Here is a 13,488-nt window from a genome sequence, read left to right as displayed (position 1 = left end):
ATGCGGCCAAGGCTGCCGAAACCCGGCACGAAGCGAAGGCCGCCGGGCATGCCGCGAACGCCAGGGAGGAAGCTCTCGCGAAGAAGCGGCACGACAAGCGCGCGACCGGCCAGAAGGATGATTCCGATGCCGATCTGCTGGCCGTGCTGGTCGCTCGCACGAAGCCCGCGAACGGCAAGGACGCCGCCGTGCATACGACGAAGGCGAAGGTGCAGACCGGCAAGCCGCTGACGCTGGCGGAACAGGTCAAGGCCTGCGGCGAGCGGGGCTTCTTCGAGGATCAGCTGTGCCGCTGGCGCGTGTGCGACGGGCATTGGGGCAAGGACCCGGTGTGCCCCGAGGCGGCGCGCGTGAGTACCGAGCATTGAGCCGCGCACCTTTGAATGACGCGCTGGCGTTGTTCAGAGGTGCATGTGTGCTCGCACGGTTCAGTGCGAGCCGCGCATCATGAGCCATGCTGCTGCCGCCGTATCCGCGGGAAGCGGCGGCGCGGCATCACGTAGATCGAGCCGGTCAAGCCGGCATCGCTGCCGCGCGCCTGGAGTCTGTTCTTGCGCGCGGCGCGTTTGTCCTGCGCGCCGATCGCCCCAGACTCACAACGTATATTTCAGCAGGGGTCGGCCGTTTAGCGGCTGCGTGTCGCGCGCATTGAACGCATAGTGCTGCCGGAACGCTTCTATGTCCGCACCCGACAGCGAGACCGGTTCGTTCAGCACGTACCATTCGACGTTTTCGGATAGCGGCGGCGTCGTCAGCGAGCCGAGATAGTGGTAGTAGCAGTTCATGCAGGCCGGCACGAGCGCAGCGGCGTCGAACGAGTCGAGCGGCACGCGAACGTCGCGCTGCGCGGCGCGCACGAGCGCGGCGAATTGTTCGTTGCTGGCCCCCTCGCGATATAGCACCGCAATTACCGCAAGCCGGCCGTCCTGCGCCTTGAATACGAAGTGCCCTTCGAGCGGATGGCGTAGGCCGTCGATCGTGTGCTCGGCCGGCGCGTGGAAATGCGCCTGCATCAACCTGAAGTGACGGCCGCGAATCGTCGCGGCGCTCTTCGCCGGCACGATCTGCACGGTGTTGCCATTATCGACGACGCTCGCGCCTTCGCCCGTCACGTGCATCACGATCGCGTCGTTCTCGTCGGGCGTGCATTCGGCCAGGGTGACGTCCTCGCCGCGGATCTCGATCGGCGACTGCGATTCGCCCGATTCGAGGTGCCATTCTTTCTGATGGCGGTAGTCGAGCGGGTCGTCCTGCGATGGCGAAGTTACCTCGGCATGTTGCGCGGGAATCGGGCGGATCGGGTTTGACATGCGATTACCTCTCGGGTCGACGATGGTGCATCGGCGCGACGGCGCTGGCCGGCGCACAAGCAAAGCAGCGGCAACGACGGCGGGGTTCGGGCGCGGTTGCCGGGCCACACCCGTTTGCATCTTGTACAACCGTAAAGACAGCGCCATGACATCCCGCGGCCGGGCGGCTGCGCGCTCGACGGGCTGGCTTCACGACAGCAGACGTTCCGCCACGAAGATGCCCAATCCGACCAGTCCGCCGATCAGCGTCCCGTTGATACGGATGAATTGCAGGTCCTTGCCGACTTGCAGTTCGAGCTTGTCGATCAGCGTCGCGGTATCCCAGCGGGCGACCACGCCCGAAATAAAGCCGCCGATCTCGCTGCGGTTCGGCACGATTGCGGTGTAGACAAGCTGCTGCGCCCAGCGATTGACCAGCACGCTGACCTCGGCATGCGTATCGAGCCACTCGCCGGCTGCCGCGAGGCCACGCGCGAGGACTTGCTGCAGCACCCCCTCGCGCGCCGCCAGTTCGACCTGCAGCCTGTCGCCGGCCTCCGTGCCCAGCCATTCGAGGTAGCCGTCCAGCACCGCGCCGTCGAGCACTTCCGCCTTGATCCGCTCGCCCTCTTCGAGCAGTTGCGGGTCGTCGGCGAGACGCGTCATCAAGCCGTCGAGCATGCCGCGGTACTGCCGGCGCCAGACATGCCCGGGGTCCTCACGCGCCGCGTCGATGGTTTTTTGCAGCTCGGCGAGGAACGCGTCCGTCACCTTGTCGTCGACCCAGCCCGGCACCCAGCGCGCGCTGCTGCCGGAGACCGCGCGGCGAATGTTGTCCTGATGCGCGTCGATGAAATCCTGCGCCCGGTCCAGTGCGGTGTCGAACGTGGCCTCATGATGTCCTCGCGCCACCAGCACCGACAGCAAGCGGCCGAGCAGCGGCGCCGCGGCAATGGAATCGATGCCTTTGCGCACGAGGCCGAGACTGTAGTCGCGCACTTCGCGACTACCCAGCGAGTCGAGCAGCAAGGGAAACAGATGCTGCAAACGGTCGGCAACCTGCGCGGCATGCTCGGGAGCGCGAATCCAGCGTGCCGCCCAGCCCGCCGCGTCAATCGCTTCGAGACGGCCCGTCACTTCCGCGGGCGTCAGGAAATTGCTCGCGACAAAGGCGCCGAAACTCTCGCCGATCCGCACCTTGTGTCTCGCGATCACCGCGGTATGCGGCAGCGGTACGCCGAATGGATGACGGAACAGCGCCACGACCGCGAACCAGTCGGCGCAGGCGCCGACCATCGCCGCTTCGGTAAACGCATGGACATAGGCGAGCCAGGGCCAGTGCATCCGCGCTATCGCGATCGAAGTCGCGACGAACAGGATCAGCATCAGAAGCAGCAAGCCGCCCGCCAGCCAGCGCATGCGTCTGAGCTCGATGCGGCGCAGGTCGACCGCGAACCGCGCCGCGGTTGCGTCGGAGCCCCTCGGCGGCTTGCTGACCATTACGCCAGGCCGAAGTCAGGACGCGCGCTTCGCCGGCAACCGGGGCGCAGGCACTTGTAAGCACTGTTGATATGCATGACGAACGGTCTCGCTGTCGTAGATGCGTTCCAGACGCCTGATCGTGAAATGTCCGCGCGCGACACGGTGAAAGTGATCCGCAAAAATGACGTTCAAGGTGGCGCCGCCCACCGCGCCGAGTACCGGCACCATGCTGGCCGCCGACATATCCGCCGCCATCAGGCCAAAACGCCCGACGATTTCGCCGACCAGCTTGGCGACGATCGGCGTCGAGGCATTGACCGCTCCCCGCTCCGAAATGAGCGCGGCCACGTCGACGGTCAGTTTCGTCAACATCAGGCGCGTGGCGTAGTAACCGGCGTTCAGTTCATTGCGTCGGCCCAGCGTATCGTGCGTGCCGAGCGCGAACACCTCGAGACAGGCGAGGCGGGTCTCGAGCCGGCTCAGATCCTCGCCTTCGGCACGCGCAATCTCGGCGATGGCGCGCAGCATCAACGCGGTGGTCAACGGCAATTCCACCGGTAGCGCCATCACCCCGAAAAAGCCGCCGATGCCACCGGCCGCGCCGATCATCAGCTTGCTCATCCATGCGCTGCCCACCGCGTCGGGGCCTTCGTCCAGCGAGTTGATCGCCAGCTCCAGGCAACGGAAAATCGCCGACTGCACGACCTCGCGCATGCGCCGGTTGAGGCCGCCCGGAAAATGCTCAACCAGCGCATTGAGCGGCTGGCCGGCATAATCGGCCAGCCGCGCGGCAAAGTGCGGATGTTCGAGCCTATCCACCGCCGCGCTCAGTTCGCGCCGATGTTGTGAGGTCATGGCGTGGCCGGTCCTGGCCGGTGCGGACGGTTTCATGAGCGGCGCAACGCGGGTCGAATGCCGTTCAGGCTGGCAACGATCGCCGAGCCGTTGCTGATGACGGCCGTGATCTCGGGGCTGACCAGCCCGCCGGGCAGGGCCAGTCCCAGGGCGACCGCGTTCATCGCCGCGACGATTCCATAGTTCTGCTTGATAAGGCCCACCGCGCCACGCGAAATCTCGATGGCCTTGATGAGCTTCCACAGCGAATCTTCCATCAGCACCACGTCGGCCGACTCGTGCGTGATATCCGCGCCGTATTTCATCGCGATGCCGACATCGGCAAAGCTGAGCGCGGGCGAATCATTGATGCCGTCGCCGACCATCGCCACGACGCGCCCTTCCCGCTGCAACTGCAAGATCACCTCGGCCTTGTCGGCGGGCATCATGTTGGCTACCTGACGGGTCAGCCCGACGCGCTCGCCCACCGCGCGCGCGACCACGGCGTTGTCGCCGGTCAGCATGATCGTGTCGCGAATGCCCATGCGGTGCAGCGTCTCGACGATGTCCCGGCTCTCCGGGCGAATCCGGTCTTCGTAGGCGATCAGCCCGGCCAGCTTGCCGTCGATCGCCACGTACAGACTCGAGCAGCCGCGCGCGTCGATCGCCGTGCGCTCGGCCGCGATGTGGTCGACGCGAATTTCGTTCTGGCGCAGGAAGCGCTCGCTGCCGACATGCATGTAATAGCCGTTGACTTGGCCTTCCACGCCGAGGCCGATCCGGTATTCGGTCTCATCGCAAGGCGGCGGCAATAGCCGCAGTTCGCGGCTTTTCTCGCGCAGCGCCTCGGCCACCGGGTGCTGCAGATGCGTTTCGGCCGCCACCGCGAGTTCGAGCAGATGCTCTGACGAAATATTCGGCATGAACGACTGCATCTGCACCACATGAGGCGTGCCGACGCTCAGCGTGCCGGTCTTGTCGAATACCACGGTATCGACTTGCGCCAGCTTTTCCATATGGCCGCCACTCTTGATCACGATGCCGGCGCGCGCGGCGTGCGTCATCGACGACAGCACGGCGGTCGGTGCCGCGACGCGAATGCCGGTGCCGAAGTCGACGATCACGAGCGACAGGAAACGGTTGAAATCGCGCGACAGCAGCGCCGTGCCGATCGCGAGGCCAAGCGTCGGCATCACGAGGCGGTCGGCGAAGCGTTCCGCGTGGTTCTGCATGCGCGTGTCGCCGATCGGCGCGGAGTCGACCAGGTGCGCGATCTGACCGGCAGTGGTTTGCGCGCCGACGCGCAGCGCGCGCAGCGTCAGTTGCCCCTCGCGCAGCATCGTGGCCGCGAATACCGCTTCGCCGGCCTTGCGCGACACCGGCAAGCCTTCGCCCGTGATCGTCTTCTGATCGATCATGCCGTGGCCGTGGGTGATTTCGCCGTCGACCGGAATCATCTCCCCCGGATAGACCACCACTGAATCGTCGACCGCGAGTTCGGTCGCCGGAACGGCGACGATTTCGCCGTCGCGCACCACCCAGGCCGTCTTGCTCTGGAATTCGAGCAGCTCGGTCACGGCGCGCTTCGAGCCGGCCGCGGTCAGATCGCGAATCCAGTCGCCAAGGCGGATCAGCCAGGTAATCACGCCGCCCGTCACCATGTTGCCCTGGCCGATCGACACCGAAATCGCCAGCGTATCGAGGAAGTCGACGTTCAGACGCTGCTCGGTACGCCAGACATGCCAGGCACGCCTGAAGATCGGGAATGCGTTGTGCAGCATCAACGGGACGTTGAGCGCGAACAGCACGGGATTCGACGAGAACGCCATGGCCAGCGACAGACTCGGCAACGCCAACGGCCAGCGCGGCCGCTCCGGCACCGTCTGACTGCGCGCGGCACCGACCGCGCGCGCGCCGCCGGTCGGATCGAGGTACTGGAGCAGTTGCCCGAGATCGGCCAGGCTGAAGCCTTCGAGCATTTCGAGCAGTGCATCGACCTCGTCGAGTTTCGCGGGCTCGTAATGAATAATCAGGCTCGCGCAATCGTATTTGATGCAGGCGTCGTCGATGAAATCCTGTTGTTTGAGCCACGACAGCGCGGATTCGGCGAGCGGGGACGGTGCGCACAGCACGGGCACGTGCAGGCGCACGCGACCGGGGATCGCGTGACGGATGGAAAATTCCATGTGGCTTCCGGTTGGCTCAGCGTGCGGCCGAAGACATCGGCGCGGCCGCTGGCGCCGCGTGCCCTTCGTGTTTCAACTCGACAAAATGATTGGCGGCGAACAACGCAAGCGTCACCCACATGGGGGTCGCCGCCTCGGCACCGATTTCGGCGAAGGTCACGACGGCCAGCCCGGCCACGAGAACGATCTTCAGATCGATGGTGTTGCCGCTCAACGACTTGATCTGGTAGTCGAGCTTCCTGATCGTGTCGACCGCCACGCGCACCGTATGGGAGCGCTCGGCCAGGAACTCGGCCTCGGCTTCGATCTTCTTCGCAATCTCGCCGATTTCATCACCGGGCAGCGCGGCGTGCACCGACATGTCGTTCTGCGCACAGTAGTGATGGAAATGCGCCTGGAATTCGCGTTCCCGCTTCAGGTCGTAATGGATCACGATGCTGCCGGTATCGTGCTTGGCCTTGACCTTGGTGATGCCGGGAATCGACATGAAGACGTTCTGGAACATCTCCAGATACGCGGGATTGTGCTTCGCGCCAGGAATACGCATGCGCACGCGTCCCGGCACCTTGTGCTCGATACGGATCACGTGCTTCTTTTTCCTGGCCGGTTCGGCGGCACGGCTCTCCTGCGCCGGCGGCGTCGGTGACGCTTCCGGCCGCGGCTGCGGATCGTTCGTTACCGCAGGCGCGGCGTCATGGTGAGCGGCACCAGAGTGGGGAACTTGACTCATGAAAGATCAACGTGGGGCAGGAGAAAGGGTGCAGTCCTTCCTGCCGGTTGGAACGGCACCCAGGCAACGTGCTGGCGCTGCAAAGCGGCGGAATCAGGCTTTGGCGGGCTCGACGGCCGGCGCGATTCCGTCCGCCGCCGCGGCTTCTTCGGCGTGCACCTCAGCCGCGATATCGCTCACGTGCTCGCGCACCTCGCCGACGGCCGAACGCGCCTTGCGACCGAACTTGTAGGCCCCGCGCACCGTGCTGTTGAACAACGGCTGTACGCGCTCGCCCAGTTTCGGCAGATACTTGGGCGCCAGAACCGCGGCCGCGCCGATCAGAATGCCCGGAATCAGGGCCGCCTCGAACAGCGCGGCGCCCACGACCACCACGCCGACGGTCGCCGCCTTCGACGTGAAATCCTCGCCGTTGCGAACCGGATGGTCTTCTTCGCCGTCAACCATGCGCGCATGCCCGGACATGGTTCCTTCTTCGTCCAAGGCAGCCCCTTCGCCGAGTTTGACTTTGTACTTGCCCATGGTTCGGTGATCCTTTTCTGCAGTTGTTTGGAGAGATCCGGCCCGTCGCCCGTTTTCGGGGCGGGTTGTTCTTTTTAATCGAACCGGGTGACTTGTCCATGACCGCCTTATTTCATATTCCTCATCGATTGATTGCAAAAGCATTTGCAATGCCGACTATGTGGTTACGGATCATCGCCCCGCAGCCTCGTTCACGAACCAGCGGGCCAGCGAAAACAGCGTGGCATCCTCGCCGGCCGCGCCGATGAACTGCAGCCCGAGCGGCAGGTTCTCGTCGCGCAGCGCCGGCAGCGTCAGCGCGGGAACGCCGAGGATCGATGCCGGCACCGCGAAGCCGGGGTTGCCTGTCGACGTGAAGCCGCGTGGCGCGGCGCCGGTCGCGCCGAGCGTCACGACGCCGTCGCAGTTCGCCATCAGCTCGGCGAACGTGTCGCGCAGCCTCGCGCGGCGCGCGAGCGCAGTCGCATAGTCGTGCTGGGTCATCGCCGTGGCATTGGCGAGGCGCCGCAGCAGCGCATGGCTAATCGCGCTCGCGTTGGTCTGTGCGTAGCCTTCGAGCGGCCAGCGCGATTCCCACGCGATGATCGACAGCGTCAGTTCCAGCAGGCCGTCTGCCAGCTCCCGTTCGAATTGTTCGACCACCTCTGCCTGCGCGCGGGTGACGACTTCCACGCCGCGTTCGCGCAGCCAGGCCGCCGCGGCATCGAGCGCCGCACGCGCGCCGGGCGTCGCCGCGCTCAAGCCCGCGGTTTCGAGCAGCACGAGGCGGCGCGGCGCGCGCGCGTCCGGCAAGCTGTCGGGGCCCATGAGACCCGCATGGCCGGGATCGCCGCCGACCCGCGAGGCGATGGCGCGAGCCGCTGCCCAGACGTCGTCGAGCGTCGTGCCGAGCAGGCCGGCGGCGCTGTGGCTCAGGTGGTCGAAGCTGCCGCTGCGGTTCAGTGCGCCATAGGTCGGCTTGAAGCCGATGCAGCCGCAATAGCTGGCCGGCCGGATCGTCGAACCCACCACCTGGCTGCCGAGGGCGAGCGGCACGAAGCCCGCGCCGACCGCCGCGGCCGATCCGGCGCTCGAACCGCCGGGTGTGCGCTGCGGATCGTGAGGGTTGGCCGTGCTCGAGAACATTTCGGTGGCCGCGAATTCGGCCGTCGAGGTCTTGCCGACGATGATCGCGCCAGCCTGGCGCAACGCCTGCACGCTGGCCGCATCGCGCCGCGTCTGCGTGCCGGTCCACATCGGCGAGCCTTGGGCGGTCGGCAGGTCCGCCGTTTCGATGATGTCCTTGACGCCGATCGCGATGCCGTCGAGCGGCGACAGCGGCTTGCCGTCGAGCCAGCGTTGCGTCGAGCGCTGCGCCTCGGCGCGCGCGCGTTCGAGGGCCAGCGCGACGAACGCGCGAACCTCGTGCTCGCGGGCGTCGAGGCGCGCGAGCCCGGTTTCCAACAGCGCGAGCGGGCTCGTCGCGCCGCTCCGGAACGCGGCGGCATGGCTGACGTAGGAAGAGGGCGGCGTATAGGCGATCAGCGGGCTCTGCATCGGCGGAAGTCCTTCGATAGGCGTTTGAGAATGGACAGCGGGACGGCGGGCGCGGCACCGGGGCGGCGGATGGGGCCGCACTGCATGGATATACCATGACAATCGACGAGCCGACGAGCTTGACCGGCCTGGAAATGCCGGCTTGCGGCGCGGGCGGCTCGTGCCGCGACAAGACAGCGTGGCGACACGGCGTGACTGGCCGGCATCGGGCCTCGGACAGTGCGCCTGAGCGAAGGCGCAGCTTCCCTGCATTCCACCCGCCGACTCCATCGCCTTCTTTGGCGGGCCAGCGCACAGAGCGGCACCTTGCGTGACGATAGTCTTGTTTCAAACGGGACGAAGAATCCGTTGCCCGGAGAATGGCATGTCGTTGGTGACAGGTCGGCTTCCACACCATATCAATAACGAGAACCATCATGCGAGCTGACCATACCGCCGCCGAGACGATCCCATCCCAGCCGTTGGCGAGCACGCCGCTCGACGGCGCCGGCGAAGACATGCCGCAACGGCCGGCGCGGGCACTGACGCGAGCCGCTTTCTGTTTTGCGTGGCTTTTCGGGCTGGAGCCGTTCCTCGCGGTATCGACGGATGACGCGCGGGGCTCGCGGCTCGATCGTCACCAGGCGTTCGGCGGTGTGTCACGGAGCAGCGCGCATCATCTTCCCGAAGACGGGGGCGCGCCCTGGCACCCGTAGCGCCGACCATAAGCCGGGAGACCGTGGAATCAGGGAAACTCCGTGTGAAAACCACGGCAGTCAGGCCGTTAAATGAAGACGGGAAGGCTTATTGACGTAGGCCATCCGCTTTCAGCACGGGTTTTGTCACGCGACGGTCGGCGTCGCAATTCACCTCCGGGCAACACCCGTGCTGAAGGCTTCTTCGTGCGCGGCACGCAAGCCTTAATCGGCACGGAAAAACCGCGAACCGAAGCCAGAATCAGAAAAACCGCCGTGAAGGCGGTTTTTTATTGGCAGCCGCGTCTGAACCGGCGGAAGCCGGGAGCATTGAGCCGCGAGGCTGAGCGGGCTTGCCTGCACGCGGCACATAGCCGATACGCAGGTATCCGCATGTAATCGTGAAATAAATGGATTGCGTCACAATCCATTCGGTAATTTCGACGTCGTGGGTCTTATCGCGAATAATGACAGCATTAACTTTGCTAAGTTCCCGGAATTAAAAAATAAATTTCGCACGCCGCCCAAAACCCTCTCTTCAATCGCCTTTTATTACAAAAAATTAGTCGGCGATATTCACGAATCGTTCCGACCCGATTACGTCACGCGTATTAAAGAGCGTTGCAAACACGCAACTTCGAAGATTGAGATGTTGAAAGTTGATTTTGGCTAAGGCAACCGAACTCCTGTCATTATTTTGCAATAAACGTCGGAAAAACAACTACTTAACGCCACCTGTCCAAACATTGTTGCGAATTTTGAAAAATCCTGTTGCGCAAACTACCTGCGTCGCTATTAGGGTGTCCACCTACACTCACGCTTCGCTTGAAGGGTGCCCCGTCGATCCGAGCGTTCGGCCGACAAGGCGGCAGCAGATGCGATGCGTCCCGCTGCCGAGGCAAGTCCTGCTCCCCGTGAAAATTTTTCGAATTGGAGTTCCCATGAAAAAGAGTCTTATCGTCGTCGCGGCTGCCGCATCGGTCGCATCGGTCGCTCACGCACAAAGCAGCGTGACCCTGTATGGTGTGCTCGACGCGGGCCTGACGTACACCAGCAACGTTGCTGGCCATTCCAAGTGGGCAGCAGGTAGCGGCGGCATCAGCCAGAGCATGTTCGGCCTGCGCGGTTCGGAAGACCTGGGCAACGGTCTGAAGGCAATCTTCACGTTGGAAAGCGGCTTCGACATCAACAACGGCAAGTTCGCCAACAACAACGGCATGTTCAACCGTCAGGCATTCGTCGGCCTGTCGAGCGCGCAATTCGGTACGGTCACGCTGGGTCGCCAGTACGACGCAGTGCAGGACTACCTCGCGCCGCTGACCGCAACGGGCAGCTGGGGCGGCACGTCGTTCGCGCATCCGTTCAACAACGACAACCTGAACACCAACGGCGGTCTGTCGGTCAACAACTCGATCAAGTACTCGAGCGCTAACTACGCAGGCTTCACGTTCGGCGGCACGTACGGCTTCTCGAACCAGGCTGGCGCATTCGCGAACAACCGCCAGTACAGCCTGGGTGCTGCATACCAGTGGCAAGGCCTGCACCTCGGTGCTGCCTACGCGCAACAGAACAACCCGAACGGCAACGGCGGCGCATCGGACGGCGTGCTGGCGAACACCTCGGGCGTTCTGGAAGGCAACTTCCGTCAGCGTCAGTTCGGCGCGGCAGCTTCGTACGGCTTCGGCCCGGCGCTGGTCGGCGTGGCCTGGACGCAATCGCGCGTCGACAACCTGGTCGGCGCAGCGGACGGTCAGCGTCAAGGCTACACCAACAACTACGAAATCAACGGCAAGTACAACCTGACCCCGGCTCTCGGCCTCGGCATCGCGTACACGTTCACCGACGCACGCGGCTACGGCGTCAACGCCGACGGTAACGACATGAAGACCCGTTACCACCAGATCGGCCTGCAGGCTGACTACTCGCTGTCGCGTCGCACCGACGTCTACGCTCAGGCCGTGTACCAGCACGCAATGGGCGATGGCGGCGTGGCTTCGATCTACAGCGGCGACAACTCGGTTCCGACGTCGTCGTCGAAGAACCAGACGGCTGCTACGGTCGGCCTGCGTCACCGCTTCTAAGCTTCCGCAGAAGCCTGTAGTTTATGCAGTAGAAAAAGGTGCCGTTCGCGGCACCTTTTTTATGTGCGCGTCGCTTGCCGATCCGGCGAGTCGACGCAAAAAACCCGGTATCCGCCACAACGGATACCGGGTTTTTTTATGCCGCGAGAGGGGCCTGCGCGGGCCCCATCCGCGTCAGAAAATCGTTCGCAGACCGAGCGCGATGCCGGTCTGGTTGTTGCGGCCCGGCAGTTCGACCGATGCGGCGCCCGACACCTTGTCGAAGTCGACGGTGCCGTACACCTCGGTGCGCTTCGACAGCGCGTACTCGGCCAACGCCACGAACGTGTAGCGATAGCCGCTGCCCAGTTCGCCGTTGCCGATTGCCGCGTTCGACATATGGTCGTAGTACGCCGCGCCCGTCAGCGTGAGCGCGCGCGTGGCCTGCCACGTGACGCCGGCGAACGGGCCGTTGTCGATGCGCCCCGAGCCCTGGACGATATCGACACCCGGCACGAGCGTCTGCTGCGCGAGCGCGCTGTCGACGAAGCCCGTGTCGTCCTTCGAATGCAGATAGCCGGCGTACAGCTTCGCCGCGCTGAACGCATAAACCGCGTTGGCATTGAAGACGGTCTGCTTGCGATTGCCGTTGTCGCTGTTTTGCTGCACGCCGGCCGCGACCGACAGCGGACCCGCCACGTACGACAGCGTGAAGCCGTACATATTGCCGGCGCCGAGATGGCCCGGCACCTGGCCCGAGAAGCCGTCCTCGCCGGTCGAGGTCGAGTTCGTGCCGAACGAGTACATCGCGGCCACCGTCAGGCCCTGGAACGTGCCGCTATATTTGACCGCGTTGTCGGCGTAGAGCCCCGCGCCGAGCGCGCCCGGCAACCACGAGTTCTCGTTGTAGTTGCCGACCGTGAGCGGGTCGTAGGTATCGCCGAGCAGATCGAACAGCGGCGTCTTCTGGCGACCGAGCGTGAGCGTGCCGTACGGGCTGCTCAGGCCCACGTACGCGTTGCGGTTGAAGATGCGATGGCTGTCCGATGCCGAGCCGTCCTGCAGGTTGATGCCGCTTTCCAGATCGAAGATCGCCTTCATGCCGTGACCCAGGTCTTCCGAGCCGCGCAGACCCCAGCGGCTATTGGTGATCGCGCCGTTCGTCATGTACAGGCGGTTGTCGTTCCGGGCATTCGAGTTCGTCAGATAGCGCACGCTGACGTCGGCGACGCCGTACAGCGTGATCGAACTTTGCGCGCAAGCCTGCTCCGACGTCATGGCGAGGGCGGCTCCGCCCACGACTGCGGCGGTCTTGAGAAAGCAGAGATGTCTCACTGGTTTTCCTGCGTGTGGATGGGTGGATTTTTTCGTTTGGACACGGCGTTCGCGGGCGGGCCGCGGCGCCGGGCGCGCCGATGATAGACCACGACTCGCATTGCACCCTTCATGCGGCGGTGCAATAACTTATTGTGTTTTTTGACAATTGCACTCGCGCGATTAACAAGAATTGACCTTTGCCCAGGCTCGGTTCGAGTAGTCTCAAAAATATTCGCTATAGATATTGTTTCGCAGAGACGCTCGCATACACGTTGTGCGCGAGCGCGCCGCGCTTTTATGCATGAATATTCCTTCTTCCGAACCGCTGACGGCCTGGCCCGCCGTTCAGGAGTTAACCGACGAGCAATGGCTGCGGGTCGAGCCGCTGCTGCCTGAATCGCTGAACGAGGGGCCACGTCGCGGACGTCCGCCGATCGATCTGCGCCGCGTGCTGGATAGCGTGATGTGGGTGTTGCACACGCGCGCGCCGTGGAGCGCGATGCCCGAGCATCATGTGCCGTATCAGACCGCGCATCGCTATTATTTGCGCTGGAAAAAATCCGGTGTGCTGACCGCGATCATGTTCGCGCTGTTCAAGACGGATGCCGTTCTCGAACGGCGCGCGACACGTCGCGGCGGTGTGCGCCTGGATTAGCGCGTTCGTTTGCGCTGCGCGGACGTGTCGCGCGGCGTCTCGATATAGACTCGTGGAAAAGCCGTCGCCGGATTATTCCGGCGACGGCTTTTTCAATTCCCGCACAATGGAATGGCGGGCGTGTGAAGTCATGCTGGGGTTTCTTCGAGTGGTCGTCGCGCAAAGCCGGTGGGCGGAGCGCCATTGATCGGCAGCAAACGGCC

12 protein-coding genes and 1 pseudogene are annotated in these 13,488 nt (G+C 64.3%); 5 read left to right on the top strand and 8 right to left on the bottom strand.

The genetic code is table 11. The features are described from left to right. Positions 1 to 368, top strand: a pseudogene (locus GXB81_RS15845) (phage tail protein); the annotation flags it as partial. Between the two features lie 225 nt (positions 369 to 593). Here the strand turns inward: GXB81_RS15845 and GXB81_RS15840 are convergent. From GXB81_RS15840 to GXB81_RS15810, 7 genes are all read right to left on the bottom strand, one after another. After that, positions 594 to 1,310, bottom strand: coding sequence for a carbonic anhydrase family protein (locus GXB81_RS15840; RefSeq protein ID WP_205989721.1), 717 nt, complete (start codon positions 1,308 to 1,310; stop codon positions 594 to 596). Between the two features lie 189 nt (positions 1,311 to 1,499). Further along, positions 1,500 to 2,708, bottom strand: coding sequence for a DUF445 domain-containing protein (locus GXB81_RS15835; protein WP_205989720.1), 1,209 nt, complete (start codon positions 2,706 to 2,708; stop codon positions 1,500 to 1,502). A gap of 96 nt (positions 2,709 to 2,804) precedes the next feature. Beyond that, complete coding sequence (locus GXB81_RS15830; protein WP_205989719.1) at positions 2,805 to 3,662, bottom strand: EcsC family protein; 858 nt, start codon at positions 3,660 to 3,662, stop codon at positions 2,805 to 2,807. Then, positions 3,659 to 5,791 (bottom strand): heavy metal translocating P-type ATPase, encoded by a 2,133-nt coding sequence (locus tag GXB81_RS15825; protein WP_205989718.1) that lies wholly within the window; start codon positions 5,789 to 5,791, stop codon positions 3,659 to 3,661. Before GXB81_RS15825 ends, GXB81_RS15830 begins: the two co-directional genes overlap by 4 nt. Before the next feature lie 16 nt (positions 5,792 to 5,807). Then, entirely contained in the window at positions 5,808 to 6,521 is a 714-nt protein-coding gene (locus GXB81_RS15820; protein ID WP_167050117.1) for an HMA2 domain-containing protein, read from the bottom strand. A gap of 93 nt (positions 6,522 to 6,614) precedes the next feature. After that, complete coding sequence (locus GXB81_RS15815; protein WP_205989717.1) at positions 6,615 to 7,187, bottom strand: DUF5132 domain-containing protein; 573 nt, start codon at positions 7,185 to 7,187, stop codon at positions 6,615 to 6,617. 27 nt (positions 7,188 to 7,214) lie between these two features. Beyond that, the gene (locus GXB81_RS15810) at positions 7,215 to 8,579 is read right to left on the bottom strand and encodes an amidase (RefSeq protein ID WP_205989716.1); all 1,365 of its coding nucleotides are present in this window, start codon (positions 8,577 to 8,579) and stop codon (positions 7,215 to 7,217) included. A 416-nt stretch (positions 8,580 to 8,995) separates the two neighbouring features. Between GXB81_RS15810 and GXB81_RS15805 the strand changes: the two genes are divergently transcribed. From GXB81_RS15805 to GXB81_RS15795, 3 genes are all read left to right on the top strand, one after another. Then, positions 8,996 to 9,274 carry a hypothetical protein gene (locus tag GXB81_RS15805; protein ID WP_205989715.1) on the top strand — a complete coding sequence of 93 codons (279 nt, stop codon included), beginning with the start codon at positions 8,996 to 8,998 and terminating at the stop codon, positions 9,272 to 9,274. A 72-nt stretch (positions 9,275 to 9,346) separates the two neighbouring features. Then, positions 9,347 to 9,652 (top strand): hypothetical protein, encoded by a 306-nt coding sequence (locus GXB81_RS15800; protein ID WP_205989714.1) that lies wholly within the window; start codon positions 9,347 to 9,349, stop codon positions 9,650 to 9,652. 542 nt (positions 9,653 to 10,194) lie between these two features. Further along, the gene (locus GXB81_RS15795) at positions 10,195 to 11,334 is read left to right on the top strand and encodes a porin (RefSeq protein WP_167050121.1); all 1,140 of its coding nucleotides are present in this window, start codon (positions 10,195 to 10,197) and stop codon (positions 11,332 to 11,334) included. A gap of 174 nt (positions 11,335 to 11,508) precedes the next feature. On the opposite strand, the gene GXB81_RS15790 is transcribed toward GXB81_RS15795, so the two are convergent. Then, a complete protein-coding gene (locus GXB81_RS15790) occupies positions 11,509 to 12,591 on the bottom strand; it encodes a porin (protein WP_205989723.1) in 1,083 nt (360 codons plus the stop codon). 313 nt (positions 12,592 to 12,904) lie between these two features. On the opposite strand from GXB81_RS15790, the gene GXB81_RS15785 reads away from it, so the two are divergent. Further along, on the top strand, positions 12,905 to 13,285 hold the full coding sequence (locus GXB81_RS15785; protein ID WP_167284907.1) for a transposase: 381 nt from the start codon (positions 12,905 to 12,907) through the stop codon (positions 13,283 to 13,285). The last annotated feature ends 203 nt before the right edge of the window (positions 13,286 to 13,488 follow it).

The organism is Paraburkholderia sp. Ac-20336 (genome assembly GCF_017105025.1).
GTDB lineage: Bacteria > Pseudomonadota > Gammaproteobacteria > Burkholderiales > Burkholderiaceae > Paraburkholderia.
The sequence above is the reverse complement of the archived record's forward strand: the minus strand, read 5'-3'. Positions and strand labels throughout refer to the sequence as shown.

Bases quoted from the DNA above. Each gene is read 5' to 3' on its own strand.
- GXB81_RS15840 (WP_205989721.1), bottom strand. From the start codon at position 1,310: ATGTCAAACCCGATCCGCCCGATTCCCGCGCAACATGCCGAGGTAACT.
- GXB81_RS15835 (WP_205989720.1), bottom strand. From the start codon at position 2,708: ATGCGCTGGCTGGCGGGCGGCTTGCTGCTTCTGATGCTGATCCTGTTC.
- GXB81_RS15830 (WP_205989719.1), bottom strand. From the start codon at position 3,662: ATGAAACCGTCCGCACCGGCCAGGACCGGCCACGCCATGACCTCACAA.
- GXB81_RS15825 (WP_205989718.1), bottom strand. From the start codon at position 5,791: ATGGAATTTTCCATCCGTCACGCGATCCCCGGTCGCGTGCGCCTGCAC.
- GXB81_RS15820 (WP_167050117.1), bottom strand. From the start codon at position 6,521: ATGAGTCAAGTTCCCCACTCTGGTGCCGCTCACCATGACGCCGCGCCT.
- GXB81_RS15815 (WP_205989717.1), bottom strand. From the start codon at position 7,187: ATGCTTTTGCAATCAATCGATGAGGAATATGAAATAAGGCGGTCATGG.
- GXB81_RS15810 (WP_205989716.1), bottom strand. From the start codon at position 8,579: ATGCAGAGCCCGCTGATCGCCTATACGCCGCCCTCTTCCTACGTCAGC.
- GXB81_RS15805 (WP_205989715.1), top strand. From the start codon at position 8,996: ATGCGAGCTGACCATACCGCCGCCGAGACGATCCCATCCCAGCCGTTG.
- GXB81_RS15800 (WP_205989714.1), top strand. From the start codon at position 9,347: ATGAAGACGGGAAGGCTTATTGACGTAGGCCATCCGCTTTCAGCACGG.
- GXB81_RS15795 (WP_167050121.1), top strand. From the start codon at position 10,195: ATGAAAAAGAGTCTTATCGTCGTCGCGGCTGCCGCATCGGTCGCATCG.
- GXB81_RS15790 (WP_205989723.1), bottom strand. From the start codon at position 12,591: ATGACGTCGGAGCAGGCTTGCGCGCAAAGTTCGATCACGCTGTACGGC.